General features: G+C 45.0%; 15 protein-coding genes. 9 read left to right on the forward strand and 6 right to left on the reverse strand.

What is annotated here, in order from left to right; all coding sequences use genetic code 11:
* Positions 1–178: 178 nt before the first annotated feature.
* The 4 genes from LYZ37_RS21290 to LYZ37_RS21305 are packed head-to-tail and all read right to left on the reverse strand — an operon-like array spanning position 179 to position 4,238.
* The gene (locus tag LYZ37_RS21290) at positions 179–1,084 is read right to left on the reverse strand and encodes a L,D-transpeptidase family protein (protein ID WP_272787511.1); all 906 of its coding nucleotides are present in this window, start codon (positions 1,082–1,084) and stop codon (positions 179–181) included.
* A complete protein-coding gene (phrB, locus tag LYZ37_RS21295) occupies positions 1,085–2,500 on the reverse strand; it encodes a deoxyribodipyrimidine photo-lyase (protein WP_272787512.1) in 1,416 nt (471 codons plus the stop codon).
* Between the two features lie 9 nt (positions 2,501–2,509).
* Positions 2,510–3,295: a MerR family transcriptional regulator gene (locus LYZ37_RS21300; RefSeq protein ID WP_272787513.1), complete on the reverse strand. Its 786-nt coding sequence runs from the start codon at positions 3,293–3,295 to the stop codon at positions 2,510–2,512.
* Complete coding sequence (locus tag LYZ37_RS21305) at positions 3,285–4,238, reverse strand: YbgA family protein (protein WP_272787514.1); 954 nt, start codon at positions 4,236–4,238, stop codon at positions 3,285–3,287. Before LYZ37_RS21305 ends, LYZ37_RS21300 begins: the two co-directional genes overlap by 11 nt.
* Before the next feature lie 351 nt (positions 4,239–4,589).
* Between LYZ37_RS21305 and deoD the strand changes: the two genes are divergently transcribed.
* The 9 genes from deoD to LYZ37_RS21350 all read left to right on the forward strand — a co-directional run bounded on the left by deoD (position 4,590) and on the right by LYZ37_RS21350 (position 15,056).
* Entirely contained in the window at positions 4,590–5,300 is a 711-nt protein-coding gene (deoD, locus tag LYZ37_RS21310; RefSeq protein WP_004744574.1) for a purine-nucleoside phosphorylase, read from the forward strand.
* 60 nt (positions 5,301–5,360) lie between these two features.
* Positions 5,361–6,830: a lactate dehydrogenase gene (locus LYZ37_RS21315; RefSeq protein WP_272787515.1), complete on the forward strand. Its 1,470-nt coding sequence runs from the start codon at positions 5,361–5,363 to the stop codon at positions 6,828–6,830.
* A 124-nt stretch (positions 6,831–6,954) separates the two neighbouring features.
* Positions 6,955–8,442 carry a hypothetical protein gene (locus tag LYZ37_RS21320; protein WP_272787516.1) on the forward strand — a complete coding sequence of 496 codons (1,488 nt, stop codon included), beginning with the start codon at positions 6,955–6,957 and terminating at the stop codon, positions 8,440–8,442.
* On the forward strand, positions 8,423–10,003 hold the full coding sequence (locus tag LYZ37_RS21325) for a GGDEF domain-containing protein (RefSeq protein WP_272787517.1): 1,581 nt from the start codon (positions 8,423–8,425) through the stop codon (positions 10,001–10,003). Before LYZ37_RS21320 ends, LYZ37_RS21325 begins: the two co-directional genes overlap by 20 nt.
* A gap of 208 nt (positions 10,004–10,211) precedes the next feature.
* Entirely contained in the window at positions 10,212–10,601 is a 390-nt protein-coding gene (locus LYZ37_RS21330) for a DUF3302 domain-containing protein (protein ID WP_272787518.1), read from the forward strand.
* Complete coding sequence (locus LYZ37_RS21335) at positions 10,601–11,731, forward strand: HlyD family secretion protein (RefSeq protein ID WP_272787519.1); 1,131 nt, start codon at positions 10,601–10,603, stop codon at positions 11,729–11,731. The genes LYZ37_RS21330 and LYZ37_RS21335 overlap by 1 nt, the downstream gene beginning before the upstream one ends.
* A 248-nt stretch (positions 11,732–11,979) precedes the next feature.
* Positions 11,980–12,528 (forward strand): ECF-type riboflavin transporter substrate-binding protein, encoded by a 549-nt coding sequence (locus LYZ37_RS21340; protein WP_004744568.1) that lies wholly within the window; start codon positions 11,980–11,982, stop codon positions 12,526–12,528.
* 6 nt (positions 12,529–12,534) lie between these two features.
* Positions 12,535–14,220: an ABC transporter ATP-binding protein gene (locus LYZ37_RS21345; RefSeq protein ID WP_272787520.1), complete on the forward strand. Its 1,686-nt coding sequence runs from the start codon at positions 12,535–12,537 to the stop codon at positions 14,218–14,220.
* Positions 14,217–15,056: an energy-coupling factor transporter transmembrane component T family protein gene (locus LYZ37_RS21350; protein WP_272787521.1), complete on the forward strand. Its 840-nt coding sequence runs from the start codon at positions 14,217–14,219 to the stop codon at positions 15,054–15,056. Before LYZ37_RS21345 ends, LYZ37_RS21350 begins: the two co-directional genes overlap by 4 nt.
* 38 nt (positions 15,057–15,094) lie before the next feature.
* Here LYZ37_RS21350 and LYZ37_RS21355 read toward each other — a convergent pair whose 3' ends face one another.
* Together LYZ37_RS21355 and LYZ37_RS21360 are read right to left on the reverse strand one after the other, a co-directional pair.
* Entirely contained in the window at positions 15,095–15,442 is a 348-nt protein-coding gene (locus LYZ37_RS21355) for a GlpM family protein (protein ID WP_272787522.1), read from the reverse strand.
* Positions 15,443–15,450: 8 nt separating this feature from the next.
* Positions 15,451–15,807 carry a hypothetical protein gene (locus LYZ37_RS21360; protein WP_004744564.1) on the reverse strand — a complete coding sequence of 119 codons (357 nt, stop codon included), beginning with the start codon at positions 15,805–15,807 and terminating at the stop codon, positions 15,451–15,453.
* Positions 15,808–15,992: the final 185 nt, after the last annotated feature.

The raw sequence follows: 15,992 nt of genomic DNA on the forward strand, positions 1-15,992 counted from the left end.
CAAAGCAGATTATCAATTACATTTAGCAAAGATGGCGATAGAATTTACTGACACTGGTAGTTATTGAACAATATTGGAAAAAGCGCACCTTTCTAAGCCACTGATATGGTTTGAGAAGCATTGATATTACGGAATTCACGAAAGGGCTACGCATTACACTAAGTAATTTCTTTTTCCTTCAATTTATCGATGTCGGAGCGACGATTTCGACTGGTACACCATTTTGAGCCAATATTACAGCTCTCGCTTTCACATCCGATTGGTCGAATTCGTCTAACCACCAGCTAAGCTCTTGTGGTACCTCTAGCGCTTTTTTTACGCCATCACTACGAGTTAACGGCTCGTGTGCTTCTAGGAACACACTACGATCTGGTTCAAGCGCTACCTTAATAGGCTCGTTAATCACGGTCACTTTTTCACCCAGCTTAACTTGAGGGAAAAGCCACTCGATATCCTTTGGCTCCATGCGAATACAACCCGAGCTTACTCGAAGGCCAATGCCGAAATCTTTGTTAGTCCCGTGAATAAGATAATCACCTGCACCATGAGCTAATCGAAGTGCGTACTCACCCAGAGGGTTTTCTGGTCCAGCAGGCACGACAGCGGGCAACTCAATCCCTTTTGCTAAATAGTCTTTACGAATCGAAGCAGGAGGAGTCCAAGTCGGATTTGGACGTTTTTGGCTGATAGAGGTTTCCATTTCAGGTGTGTCACGCCCTACTCGCCCGATCCCAACTGGGAATATATGCACTTGGTTAGACTCAGGCTCGAAATAGTAAAGTCGAAGTTCCGCTAGGTTAATCACGATCCCTTCGCGATCAACATTCGGTAAGATGATTTGAGTCGGAATCGTTAACACATAGTCCGCTTTAGGTAAAAATGGATCGACACCTTTATTGGCAGCCATCAAAGACAAAAAGCCGACATCATATTGCTTAGCAATATTGGCGAGTGTCTCCCCTTCTTGTACCTGGTGGTACTGAGTTCGCCCAACAATACTACTGCCTTCAACTGGTAACTCATACGTCGCAGCAAAAAGAGGTGAGCTGACACAATACAAGAATGCGAGAAACTTACGCACCATTTAAACTTCCTTGGCTTCTTTATAGAGGCTTAAGGTTATCTCTCTTTCGGTCTTATGATCAACTATCGGTTCTGGATATGGCAAATCTTTAGCATTGCCCCACTTATGGGGTTGATGGATGTACTTGTCTGGCACGCTCAACAGCTCTGGAATCCAACGCCGAATAAAAGCGCCATCTGGGTCAAAGCGCTCTCCCTGCGTCGTAGGATTAAAAATACGAAAATAGGGTTGCCCATCACAACCTGTCGATGCACACCACTGCCAACCACCATTATTGGCAGCGTAATCGCCATCAATGAGTTTGGACATAAAATAGTGTTCACCAACACGCCAATCTACGTGAAGATCCTTAACTAGAAAGCTCGCCACTATCATTCTCAAGCGGTTATGCATCCAACCTGTTTGGTTAAGCTGGCGCATTGCAGCGTCTACAATCGGATAACCTGTTAAACCCTTCTTCCACGCATCGATAGCAGCAGTGGGATTGAGCCAGACTAAATTGTCTCCCCATGAAGTAAAGCTCTTACCTTGCGACAATTTTGGTTCAAAGTAAGCTAAATGCTGATAAAACTCACGCCAAATCAATTCACTTTGCCAAACCTCACGCCCTCCACTTAAAGGAAGGGATTGCTGGTACATGACACGTGCCATGCATTGTCTGACCGAGAGTGCTCCAATAGCTAAATAAGGTGAAAGAGTGCTTGTGCCATCAATCGCAGGAAAATCACGATGGGAGTGATAACTAGTAACCTTGTCACTATCGAATTTTCTTAACGCTTGGATTATCTGTTCAGTCTCTACAGCGTATCTTTCACTCGATTCTCTTGGGTAGTCAAAATCACACTGACTCGAAAACTCTGCCACACCATTTGATGTCAGCTTACCTTTTCTCTGTAGGGGAGTTATCTTTGTGACAGCGACTGGTTGACGATACATCGCTGCCAAGTAGGCGCGTTTAAACGGTGTAAATACCTTAAAGTAATCACCTTGCTTGTTAACCACGCTACCGGGCTTGAGAATGCATTTATCATCAAAGCTTTTGCACTCTATACCCTCAGTTGCGAGAAGCTCGGACAGTAACTCGTCTCTGCAGCGTTCATTGAGTTCATACTCTTTGTTGAGATAAACGCCGCTCGCACCTTCTTTCACGGCAACTTCAGCTACCAATCTCGCGGCATCTTTAAAAGATTCAGTTTGAGCATAATAGAGGGAGATGTTTTTCTTACTCAGATCGCTTTGCAGTGCCAACAGTCGGCGATAGATTAAGTCGGCTTGAATGGGAGCAAGGGCGTGCTCCTGCCAGGTTTGTGGTGTTGCAATATAGAGAGCAACCACAGGCTCTCCGCTCGAACACGCGCAGTTCAAAGCGGTATTGTCTTCGACTCGTAAATCTCGGCGCAACCAGACTAGCTTCATTTTAAGGCCTTAGGTTTCAATTAAGTCTGAAAGTAAAACCTCTCCAGGGAAGGATGATTTTATCTTTTCAACAGTGGCAGTTTGCCCTGCGGTAAGAGGTCGCGCGCTGTAAATGGAAATGGCAGCGTACGCACTCAGTCCTTCATGCTCAACCAGACCCGACAAGTCTTCAACCCCATCTATAATCACTAAGCTCTTACCCGACTCAGATAAATGTAGCGCCCAAAGGCGCGCATGGATGTTAACGCTATCGTAATTAATAAACAGGCATTTGCCAGATTTGGCAGCTTTGTTCTCTGACTCAATAATCGCATTAAGCCGAGCGACGAAGATAGACTCCATTAAGCCTTTTTGTAGCGCTCGCAGACCAATTTTGACCACAGATAATGCTTTCTCTGCTGGCTTAACAAACTGCTTTTGCACAACATCCAGTGGGTATTCTTTAAACACCGTAGCGACTATTGAATCCGCTTTCCCTTTGTTCAGCTCAGATAACGCTTGTAAGAAAGCGCTCACTTCGTCCAATTGTTCACTCGCAAGGTACTCTTCACCTTTATTGGGCTCATTGGACTCAAGTACATCTTTCACTTTACCAATCGGAACCCCTTTGCTGAGCCACCCTTGGATCTCTCCGATTAAGGCGATGTGTTCGTCGGTATACAAGCGATGGCCTTTTTCAGTCCTTTGAGGTTGCACTAAACTATAACGTCTCTGCCATGCGCGTAAGGTTACCGGTTTTACCCCGGTAATCTCAGAAATCTCACGAATCGCGTACAATTTTTTCTCATAACCCATATCTTAAACGTAACTCCTGTGGGTGAGGTTGCAGAAAAGCTTGGTCTTCCAGATAACTGTCTGGATGGGCGGCTAAATAGTGCTTAATTAATGTTAATGGCGCAAGCAAAGGTAACAGCCCAACTCGATAATCCTCTATTACTTGCACCAGCTCTTTCTTCTGAGAGCGACTTAGATCTCGTTTAAAGTAACCTTGTAAATGCATCAGCACGTTAGTATTGTTTTTTCTACTCGCTCTATGAGTCATCGCCGCCATCAAACCTTGTCGATACAGTTTATAGAACTCTTCGATGTCGTAATCTTTGACATTCGCAACCAGTTTACCCAGTTCTTTGTAAGAGGTTGGATGATGTGCCATTAAGGTCAATTTATAGCGTGAGTGAAACGCAACGATTTTCCCACGCGTCGGCTCATCACCGATAGAATCGTAAAAATCTTTAAGTGTATAAATGCGAGTAATGAAGTTCTCTTTCAAAACCGGATCGTTAAGCCGACCATCTTCTTCAACGGGCAACCAAGGCATGGCTTTCATCAATTCATTGGTGTACAAACCGACCCCAACATTCTCCGCGCTGTTCTTTTTGTAGACTTTGACTCGCTCCATCCCACACGTTGGCGATTTAGCACAGACGATATAACCACATAGCTGTTCGCGCTCAAGCTCTACTACTTTGCTCTTTGAGTAATCAACGACAGCCTGCGTATGCTCTTTGGTTGGATCTTTAGTTTCCACCAAGGCAATTCTATCTTCATTAGACATCAATCGTATGGTTGGCCTTGGTACAGGCATTCCAGAGCCCACCTCAGGGCACACAGGAACAAACTCAAAGTAAGGCGTCAGCTCCTTAGTGACAAATTTGCTAATCTTATGCCCCGAGTCAAATCGAACACGCTCACCTAAAACACAAGAACTGATACCAATTTTTATCTGCTGCTGATTCATGATGAACTCCTTTGCCTAGCCATGCTGTACAAAAACATTTCCTGTATAAGTTTTAGCACAATATTTATATCCTGTACAAAAAAATGTTTTGTACAATTCATAAATAAGCTACGTGAGTAACGGCTTTTTAGTTCACTGAATGAAGCAAACGTTTTTACAAATCGATTGCCCATCCACTTTCAACAGATTTAGTTATCAATAGACAATAAAAGCATCAAACACCCCCCTTTTGTGACATACTTCTCATGGAGCAATCTCAGATATAGCTAGTATTGCCTCAACAGATTTTTCAAAATCAACATAATTAGTAATCAGCAGTTCGAATTACTAATAATTTTTGGAGTAATAACTATGGCAACCCCACACATTAATGCACAACCAGGTGATTTCGCTGAAACAGTACTGATGCCAGGCGACCCACTACGCGCTAAATACATCGCGGAAACTTTCCTCGATGACGTGAAGCAAGTATGTGACGTTCGCAACATGTTCGGCTACACAGGTACTTACAAAGGTAAGAAAGTGTCTGTAATGGGCCACGGTATGGGTATTCCTTCATGCTGCATCTATGTTCACGAACTAATCGCTGAATATGGTGTAAAAAATGTGATTCGTGTAGGTAGCTGTGGTGCAGTACGCGACGACGTTAAACTGATGGACGTTGTTATCGGTATGGGTGCGTCAACTGACTCTAAAGTAAACCGCATTCGCTTTAACGATCACGACTTCGCAGCGATTGCTGACTTCGGTCTTCTAGAAGAAGCTGTTAACCAAGCTCGCGCTCAAGAAGTACCAGTAAAAGTGGGCAATGTATTCTCTGCAGACCTTTTCTACACGCCTGAAGCAGACATCTTTGAGAAGATGGAAAAACTAGGCATCCTAGGTGTAGACATGGAAGCAGCAGGTATCTACGGCGTAGCAGCTGACCTTGGTGCAAAAGCGCTAACTATCCTAACAGTATCTGACCACATCATCCGTGGTGAGAAACTAAGCTCTGAAGAGCGTCAAAAGTCATTCAATGACATGATGAAAGTGGCACTAGAAACTGCAATTAACATCTAATTCCAATCTTTTCGCCACCAAACTCAGTTTGGTGGCCCGAATAATCCCGAGGGGGAGATAGTGACAGCCGGCCAACTGCCAAAGGAAGCGAACGGGTTACAGCTCAACTTTTGTAAAACATTGGCGTGTGACAACTTTGGATTGAGTGAGGCACATCGTTACGTTGTGCAGCATGCTAACCCTAAGCGACCTGCGATGGTATGTCGGGAATGTGGCGCTTTCCCCCCCTTACTTAATAACCAAGAAGTTCTCAATGAGCTTCATCGACTTCGTCAACTCCACAGTGACGGGCTTCCTGCTTGTCGCAACGACGATTGCGATAATTTTGGTTTATCTGTTCATACCCACAAACACCTCTACCATGCTTTTGGTTATAGCGGCGATCGCCAACGCTATCGTTGTAAATGTTGCCAATCGACCTTTGTCGACAAATGGTCTGGGGCTAACAAAAAACTTCAATTCCAAGAAAACCTCCTTGGTTTGCTTTTTATGGGCTACTCGGTACGCGAGATCTGCCGTAAATTAGAAATTAATCCAAAGACGTTTTATGATCACCTCGATCATATCGCGAGCCGCTGCCGACGTAAGCTCGCAATGTTTGATGCCCGCTGGGTGAATCACGCCGCAAGTTATGAGCTCGCTTCTTTCTATGTTCCTTTGCAGCCTAAAAGTAATAATGGCGTGCTGTGGATGGCAACGGGCGAAGCTCATAGTGGCTACATACTTTGCCAACACGTTAACTATTCAGCGGGAGAAGAGCCAAACGGGGATGTGGATCATGATCCGTATCAATACCCTGCGCGTTTTGTCTCAAAAGAGCACTCTTCTGAAGCGAACATGCCTGCGCCTACCCCATCACCGGTGTTGCGAGAGCGAATTGATCAGCAGTATCAAACCATCTTGGCGAGGGGAAATGTTGAAGACCCTATGGGGAACCTCACGGTATTCAACTACCCATCTAAAGGAGCTTTAATTCGCCCGCCTTACACCTCGTATGCGCACTTTTTGCATGTACTCGATTTATGCCAAGATGATCGCCAAGTGTCGATCTATTTGCCGCAAGATCCTGTTTTGCGTTCTGCAGCGCTAAGTGTCTGTCTGCCACGCATTTTGCGTCAAAATATCGACCTTATGTATGTCGAAGAAGATAAAGGCTGGAGTGAAAACAACGCTATCGACAAAGTGGATATCGTCCATATGGGATGGTGGCGAGACCGTTGGGCAATTGCGTCAAATCAAGATTCATCGAAAGGTATTTGTTACCTTGCTGGTCAAAATAATCAACCAAAACAATGGTTACGCAGCGCATCCATCAGGCGCACTCAGTTTTATCAGCAGCGCTTTCAAACCCTGTTCGAGAGTTTTGTCAACGAACCTAGACGCAAATTACGCCCGGGCGGCCTAATGCCTATGTTGGATATTTTCCGAGCTTGGCATAATTTGTGCTACCAAGATAAGACGGGGAAGACAGCCGCTCAGAATCTGGAATTGACTCAATCACCTTTGACACTGCGCGAGCTCCTTTCATAATTATCAGTATTGTGACGAGTACCGTTAATCGATCGGTGTTTTGGCACTTTTAGTAGAGTTTAGCGCATGGCTATTCCTATAATATGTTGTGTGCCTACGGTAATAGCCTTAAAGGATTGATTCATTGGATAAAAGCCAGCGACTTCTAGAGGTCGAAATAGATCAGCTAAAAAGCAAGGTCGAATCGGAGCCCGAAAAAGTTTGGGCAATCGCTGAGCAGTGTGCCGCGCGTTCTGCGCAAATCCTCTACCCTGAGGGGGAGATTCAGTGTCTTATTATCATGTCTCGCTGTGCATGGTGTACTATGGAGTACCGCAAAGGGCTCAAGTACATCAAAGAGGCGCACGGTAAACTTAACGCCCTAGACACCGACGATCTACTCCCTGAAATTCTTCATATCCATGCCCTACATTATTGGGGGCAAGCGCGATACTACTCTGCCCAGCAATACTGGATCAACGCCTTAGAGCAATCAGCTTTGGTTGACGAAGTTGAAATTCAACTCGAATCCTTGATTGGTCTCGGGAATGTCTGGCGAATTACTCACGAATATAATCTCGCCAAAACCACTCACGAGTTAGCCGTCATCGTAGCAAATAATGCTCGAATTAACTGGCTGGAAGGTAAAGCACGTATCCTACTAGCTTGGGATCACTACCTACTCAACAATTACGTAGAAATGCTGTCAGTCCTAGATGGTGCTGCCGAAGCGCTTAAAGAGCATCACGACAATACTTGGCAGGCAGAAGTTTGGGACTTTAGAGGCCTCGCTCTACTCGGTTTAGAGCGCGTCGAAGATGCAGAAGAAGCCACTCGTAAAGCCCATGAACTGGCGATGCGACATGACCTTGTGTGGATGAAAGCACATTCATTTATCAGCCGTGCCCGAGTCGAGTTACTGCGTAAGAACCCGCAAAAAGCAGCAGAACTGCTCATTCAAGCGGAGCAGTCAGCTGTCACATTTGACAATGGTGAGTTACTTTCACAAATCTGTTTTCAGCAATCTCGCGTCGCAGAAGAGTCTGGCGATTTCAAAACTGCGTTAGAAGCCTTCCAAAAATACCGTAAGCACTCAACCAATATGCTTAGGGAGCAAACCGCAAGAGTCAGTAACGACAAAGCGAGAGCCTCTAAACGCCAGCTTGAACAAAGAGCACGTAAACTTATCAATCGTATTCGTGGTCAGCATGAGTTTGACCCTGAGAAGCAGCTTAGCCAGATGGTGTCAGAAACCTACTGGTGGGAACAACTGGTATTGTTTAAGACCGAGCTAAAGCGCTCGAATCATGCTGTGATTGTGATTCAACATAAAGATTCCAATTACCTAGATGTGTGTACAGAGCTAGCTCACTCGCTCTGTAACAAGCAAGATATGCTGTCTCGCCTCAGCAGCGAGCGGTTAGGAATCTTACTCGCTGATAAAGGCGATGAAGCCGTCAACGTTTTCCATGTATTAGCCAAAATGATTGAGATCTACCCTTGGCACAGAAAAGGATTGAGTGATGCACTGCCCAAAGTGATTTTCCAAGATATCCTGACATTCCCATTTACCTTAGAGCAATTAGAAGACAGCCAGCAACAGGAAGAGCAGCATGGAAGCCTTACTCAATAAAATTTCCGATTCTGGCTTAGATCCCTCTTCGGTATCTGGTGAAGAGGCGATCATTTTTTGGAATCATGTACGTCAACACGTGGCAACTTCACCTCAAGAAATCGCTCAGTGCTTAATAATCAGTGCAGAGTACCGTGTTGAGTTAAAGCAACTGCAAACCAGTATTGATGAACTAAAAGAAGCACTCGATTACTTATCACTGCCTGAAGACGCGGAACTAATACTGGAAGTGAGGAATGGCCTCGCAGATAGGTTAGTCGAAAACGGCGACTTTCACGGCGCCTTAAATGAGTATATTAGCTCGTCAACCATTGCGGTAGATAGCGGTTATATTGATGCTTATGTCCTTGCAGTTCTTGGTATGGGGAATCTTTGCGATGCCTATGGGGATCACAACCGCGCACTCAGGTACTATCAGAAAATAGACAGTATTGACCACGCGATTAGCAGTCGCTCATTACGCCTACGCTATAAGCTCTATATGCTCTCTTGTTACATAGAGCTCAAACGAACGACAGCAGCGAATGACCTGATTAAAGAGTGTGAAGAGCTAAGTATTTTGGTCAGTGACAAAGTTCTTTCTGGGCAGATATTGCTCTACCAAGCAAAGCTCTTCAGGCAAAACAAACAACTCGACTTAGCCATGCAGTCACTAGGCAATGTCCAATACTCGGCTGGTAACATACACTCTACTTGGCTCTCTAATATGATTCGCCTAGAGCTAGCCGCCTGTCTTAGTGAGCAGGATAAACCTCATATCGCCAACTGGGTGCTAGAATCAGCAAGGCGTCGAATCAAACTCTATGCCTCTCCTATTCTAAACCTTAAGTTGTGCAACTCATTAGCTGAGATATGTGAACAAAAAGACGATTTTAAGGGCGCATTAGAATATCAAAAAAGCGCTTATCGCATCGAAAGCGATCTGATGAAAAAGATTCCAATTGGAGAGCTAGGAGCTAGCCAATTACGCCGCTTATCGCGCTTTGAGCTGCAATTAAAACTGATTCTTTCAGAACAAGAAAATAGAGAGCTGAAAGAGACCACTGAGAGCCAAAAACATACCGTGGCTCAGCTTCAGCAAGACGTGTTTACCGATCCTCTTACCTCACTGCATAACCGTCGTTGGTTAGATGTTAAGCTCAAAGACCTGCTGCTCCATGACGTGCCTTTTGCTTTGATGGTAGTAGACATTGACCACTTCAAATCGATTAACGATGAACTCAGCCATTTAGTCGGCGATAAAGCGATTGTGAATGTCTCTCATGAGCTGTCCGCTTACTTCAAGTTTCGTGGTGCTTCATGTGTACGTTTTGGTGGTGAGGAATTCTTGGTCATTTTAGAGCGCGCGACCTTAGAACAAGCTGAAATGCACGCCGAAAACTATCGTGAACGCATTTTCAATTTCGGTTGGCAAAGTATCCTGGGTGAACGTGGGCTAACTGTTAGTATCGGTATTACGCTTCACCGTGAAGGCGAGAATACCCAAAGAACCTTCTATCGAGCAGATAAAGCACTTTATCGCGCCAAAGCCAATGGACGTAACCAAGTCTGTACTGAATAGCCTATCCTCTCTGTCTACGCCTATGATGTTCAATTATAGGCGTTTTAACTTTATCCCCCCTGCGTAACTACCAATCTCATCTCTGATGCTCTAACCATGTCATTATTGCTAACCAGATCAAGCAACAAACGCCTAATTGTTTGATTTTATTTCTATACTGATTAGAGCAGCTCACTATTTTTAAATACTATGACCAAGGATTGTTAGTATGTTTCTAGACTATTTCGCATTAGGTCTTTTGATCTTCGTTGCGCTGGTTATTTTCTACGGCATTATCGTGATTCACGATATTCCTTATGAGATCGCCCGAGATCGCGAGCATCCACATCAAGATGCCATTCATTATGCAGGTTGGGTCAGTCTTTTCACCTTACATGCCATTTGGCCATTTCTTTGGATATGGGCCACTTTATGGCGCAAAGAAAGAGGTTGGGGATTCAAGCGACTTGAAGAGGAGCAGCACGATATTCATCATCGTGTGGATGAGCTCATTGACCAAGTCAGTCAGTTGCAACAAGAAGTCACCGAGCTCAAACAGCAAAGCTTTTCGTCTTCAACGATACAACCTCAGTTTAACCGCAATGAGGAGGAGCAATAATGGATTTATTACTCATTCTAACCTATGCGGCGCTGTGCATTACCATCTTCAAAGTTTTCAATATTCCGCTCAATAAATGGACCGTACCCACAGCGGTACTTGGGGGAGTAGTACTTATCGGTACGCTCATTTTATTGATGAACTACAATCACCCTTTTACCCAAATTGGTAATCAAGTTTATTCCACGACTCCTATTGTCTCTGGTGTACGAGGACGAGTCATCGATGTTCCTGTCGAGGCGAATAAACCGCTCAAGCAAGGCGAAGTGTTATTCACAATAGACCCCCTCCCTTATGAAGCCGAGGTAGCGAAGAAGAAGGCGCAGATAAAAGAGGCTAGCCAAGGGGCTCTGGGGCTCGACTCTTCCCTTCAAGAAGCCATTGCGGCCAAGAACAAGGCCATTGCAGAGCGAGACAAAGCGAAGCGCGAGTTTGACCGCTATCAGCGTGGGTTCGATAAAGGGGCGTTTACTGAGCAGCAACTCGACACTCGACGTCAAGCCTACAAGGCCGCGGAATCTTCGGTTAATGTCGCGAACGCGAAAGTCGAACAAGCCCAATTGGCACTCGATTCAGAAATAGGCGGCGAAAACACAACCGTTGCCCGTCTTATCGAAGAGCTGCGCCAAGCGGAATTCAATTTAGAGCAAACCATAGTGAGAGCGCCAACAGACGGCTTTGCTACCCAACTGGCTCTGAGACCCGGTGTGATGGCAGTTCCGCTTCCACTCGCTCCCGTTATGACCTTTGTTCATACCGAAGAGATTTTCTATACCGCTGCATTTAGGCAAAACTCTCTACAACGTTTACAGCCGGGCTTTGAAGCGGAATTTTTGTTTAGAGCACTACCGGGTAAGGTGTTTAAAGGCGAAGTAGTAGAGATTCTGCCTGCAATTGGTGAAAGCCAGTTTCAAGCTAGAGGCACTCTGTTAGGCACCGAGGCGCTAAGAACCAGTGGCAGAGTGTTCGCGAAGCTAAGAATCACTGATGACCTTTCTCCGTATCACCTCCCTTTAGGTACCGCAGTAGAAGTGGCCGTTTATTCTGATCAGTTCACTCATGTTTCGATTATGCGCAAAGTACTGATTCGTATGAAAAGCTGGCAGAACTATCTCTATCTCGACCACTAGAGCCTCTTGACCTAAGCAAAATGACATCACCCAACGTGGGATTTGCTCTCCATTTGGGTGATGTCTGTCCACCTCTTAAATTGTACCTTTCCATTTGCACACAAGGTATCCAGACGTCTAGCCCGTTATCTTTCCAAGCCATCGCTTAGGGGGTATAATCGGCGCCTCACCGTTACAAGCGTATAAAACTTAATCAAAATAACCGCTTGTGAACTAAGTTCTTTAAAGATTTCGACGAAGGGTTATCTATGAATCTTACGGCTAAAACCGTTGTTGTTATTGCAATTGGTGCTGCGTTATATGGCATTGGTGGTTTACCAATGTTCGGCATCCCTGTTTTTGCTAACACTACACTTAAACCAGCCATGGCAGTCCTAGCACTTTTTTCTGTCCTTTTTGGGCCTGTTGTTGGCTTTTTAGTTGGGTTTATTGGTCACTGGGTCACCGACCTTTTCGCAGGATGGGGCGTTTGGCTAACATGGGTACTAGGCTCAGGTATCGTCGGTCTTGTGCTAGGTTTCTTCCCAACGTTAACCCAAAATCGCCTAGCTGAAGGTCACTTTAATTTAAAAGACTTTTCACTTTTTGTCGTGCTCGCATTGTTTGGCAATATCATCGGTTATGGATGCTCAGCCTTCCTCGATACGATTCTTTACGCTGAGCCCTTCACCAAAGTGTTCACTCAGCTTTCAATCATCGCCGCAGGAAACACCGTACTCATTGCCGTAGTGGGTTACTTTATTCTTAAATCGGTTGCGAAACGCAATAAGCAAAGCCGCAATCTGACTGAGGCTTAATCATCAATGACAATTGAATTTTCTGATTTCTCTTTTAGATATGAGTCACTGGATAAACCGACACTAAAACATATCAATCTAAGGATAGAGAAAGGAGAGAAAATCGTCATTATCGGGCCAAGTGGTAGTGGTAAATCTACCCTTGGTCAATGCTTAAACGGGCTGATTCCTCACGCTATCAAAGGCGAAATTTCAGGGCAATTAACTCTAAACAGTCAAAGTATCTCAGAGCTAGACCTACACCATTACACCGAGCAGATTGGCACCGTATTACAAGATACTGACAGCCAGTTTGTTGGGCTCAGTGTGGGCGAAGACATAGCCTTTGCACTGGAAAACCAGCTTGCTTCAAACCTTGACATGTACCCGCTGGTCCAGTCCACTGCAAAAATGGTTGAGCTAGAACATATGCTTGACCGCTCACCGCATGATTTGTCTGGTGGTCAAAAACAAAGAGTATCTTTAGCGGGCATTTTAGTTGACGACGTAGATACCTTACTGTTTGATGAGCCTCTCGCCGCTCTTGACCCTAAAACGGGGCGCAAGACAATCGAGATCATTGATCAACTGCATCAAGAGACAGGCAAAACCATCATCATCATCGAGCATCGCCTTGAAGATGTGTTGCATCGTCACGTTGACCGAGTGATCTTGATGGAGCAAGGTGAAATCGTCGCCGATATGTCACCAAACGAAATCCTCTCATCTTCTCTATTGAACAATCATGGCATTCGTGAGCCTCTGTATTTATCTGCGCTTAAAGCGGCTCAATGCCCAGTGGATGCAAACCATTGTGCCTCCCTCAGCGCGATGCCCGTTGAATCGTACAAACCCTTATTTGCTCAGTGGCAAGCTCACCCTATCAACACAAATTTGAACAGCGACACTCTGCTGTCCATTAAGGGGTTAACCTATTCTTACGACGGCGAAAAAAATGCGCTTGAAGATGTCTCATTTGATATCAAGCAAGGTGAGTTCGTTTCTATTTTAGGTAAGAATGGCTCAGGTAAGTCAACCATTACTAAACTCATCATGGGCGTACTGAGTCCAGACTCAGGCTCTATCTCTTTTCAAGGCCAAGACATTGCCACGTTATCCATTTTCGAACGCAGTCAGAAGATGGGTGTCGTGATGCAAAACCCGAATCATATGATCTCTCATCATATGATTTTTGACGAAGTGGCATTTGGTCTGCGTAACCAAGGCTTAACAGAGCAAGAAATAGAAAAGAAAGTTCTTGATACTCTAGAGTTATGTGGTCTAAGCAAGTACAGAAACTGGCCAATCGAAGCTCTCAGCTACGGGCAGAAAAAGCGAGTTACGATTGCTTCAATTCTCGCGTTAGAACCGCAATTATTGATACTGGATGAGCCTACGGCGGGTCAAGATTACCGAAACTACACCTCGATGTTGGATTTCATCGGCAAGCTCAACCAAAGATTGGGTATTACCGTCATCATCATTTCTCATGATATGCATTTAGTACTGGAGTATACCCACCGTTCGATTGTCATTTCAGACAGCAAGCTCGTGGCGGATGCTCCAATGACCGATGTGTTTACCCAACCAGAGCTATTGGATAAGGCTAACCTGACTACCACCAGCCTTTACGATTTGGCCGAAAGTTTAGAGGTGGAAAACAAAAACGCCTTTATGCAGTACTTTATCCAACAAGAGAAGAATGTCGCATGAATGCCTCTAAAATGAAGTTTGGCATTAGCTATGTCGATACCAAGTCTCCGCTGCACGCATTAAACGGAATCACCAAGTTTGCTCTATTCATGGCTTGGGTCACGGTTGTGCTTACTACCTTTGATCTGCGCATGATCAGTGTGTTGATTTTAGCTGGTCTTTATCTGCTTAAACTCACTCAAGTGCCTTTTAAGGTGTATAAACCTTTATTGATCGGAACGGCGAGTGTTCTACTCCTTAACGCCCTGTTTATGTTTTTGCTTGCTCCACAGCAAGGCTCAGAGTTCATCGGCAGCCATAACGTTTTGTTCGCCCTACCCGGTGGTTACTCGCTTACCCAAGAGACATTGTTTTATTTAGTCACAGTAACACTCAAGTACTTCAGTATGTTCCCGATTGCTTTGGTGTTTGTTTTTACTACCCATCCAACCGAGTTTGCTGCCAGCTTAAACAGAATTGGTGTGCCATATAAGATTGCCTATGCGGTGAGTTTGACCCTGCGATACTTACCAGAAGTGAAAAATGATTTCGTCAACATCATGCATGCTCAGCAGGCTCGCGGACTCGATATATCTAAAAGCACACCTCTTTTCCAGCGTATGCAGAATGTCGCAAAAATCCTCGGACCGTTGATTTTTTCAAGCCTTGACCGCGCCGATCAGATTTCGAATGCAATGACGTTACGAGGGTTTGGTCGACATAAAGCGCGTAGCTGGTATAGCGCTAGACCCCTGCAAAGCTCAGACAAGCTATGTCTAGTCGCAGTGGTGTTGATCGTCTTACTCGCAATCGTGAAACGTTATTTGGAAACAGAGCTTTTTTGGTATCCATTCTAAGACAGTAACAAAGCCTAGGGGCCGCTCTAGGCTTTTGTTTAACTCAGAGCTAATGCTTTGGTCCAAATAAGCAGCAATACCATCGAAGAGGTAAGCCACACCGCTGTCGCCATCGATAAGGTATGCACGAGCGAAAAGGTATAGCTGAAATAATAAACCGCGAGCAAATAACTTGCGTACGGTAGCAGCGAATAGAGCCCAAACAGAGCAGTAACACGCAAGTCCTCCATGCTTCGCTCACTTCCCACCACATAGTGTGCAATCAATGCAAAGGTAGGAAATAGCGGTACTAATCCCGCAATATAGAAACTCTTCGACTTAGACAGCAATGCGATCATCATGACCGCAGCGGCGCCGAGCAAACACTTTAAAAATAACGTTATCATGTCCACCCCTAGGCCAGATTCAGAAACAATTCATCGTCCGTCATGTATTTATGTTTAGTGCCTAAGTTTCTTAGGTGCATAAACATAAAGTCAGGAAAGCCAGGGGCAAGCAGGTCATTGGGTTGCCAAACGACGCCACCAACAAAGACATATCGACCTTGCTTCTCATCACTGTGTAGCGCGTTGTTAATCTCGGTCGAAAGCTCAGGGCGAACACCTTCAATCACGCAGACAATCTGCCCGCGAGCAACACCAATAACACGCTTCACTAAATTGGCTTTCATCCCACACTTCCATGCTTGTCGCGTGGCCATTTCAAACCCGTGCTTTCGAATACCTTTGTGTACATTAACGATCAAGTTCATAACGTGATGTGCTTCAGTTAGGGTCAACAGACTCTAGATAGATATGTTCTAGATTAGTAGTACTGCATAGTGATGACGATGCCTTAGATTGAGCGCTTTCTCATCAGATGAAAAAACGCGCAATATAGCCACTTCCGGAAATCTAATCCTTTCTACTATTGCCTATTACGTCAATTTGCTTCACA

The sequence above is a fragment of the Vibrio tubiashii genome (genome assembly GCF_028551255.1).
GTDB lineage: Bacteria > Pseudomonadota > Gammaproteobacteria > Enterobacterales > Vibrionaceae > Vibrio > Vibrio tubiashii_B.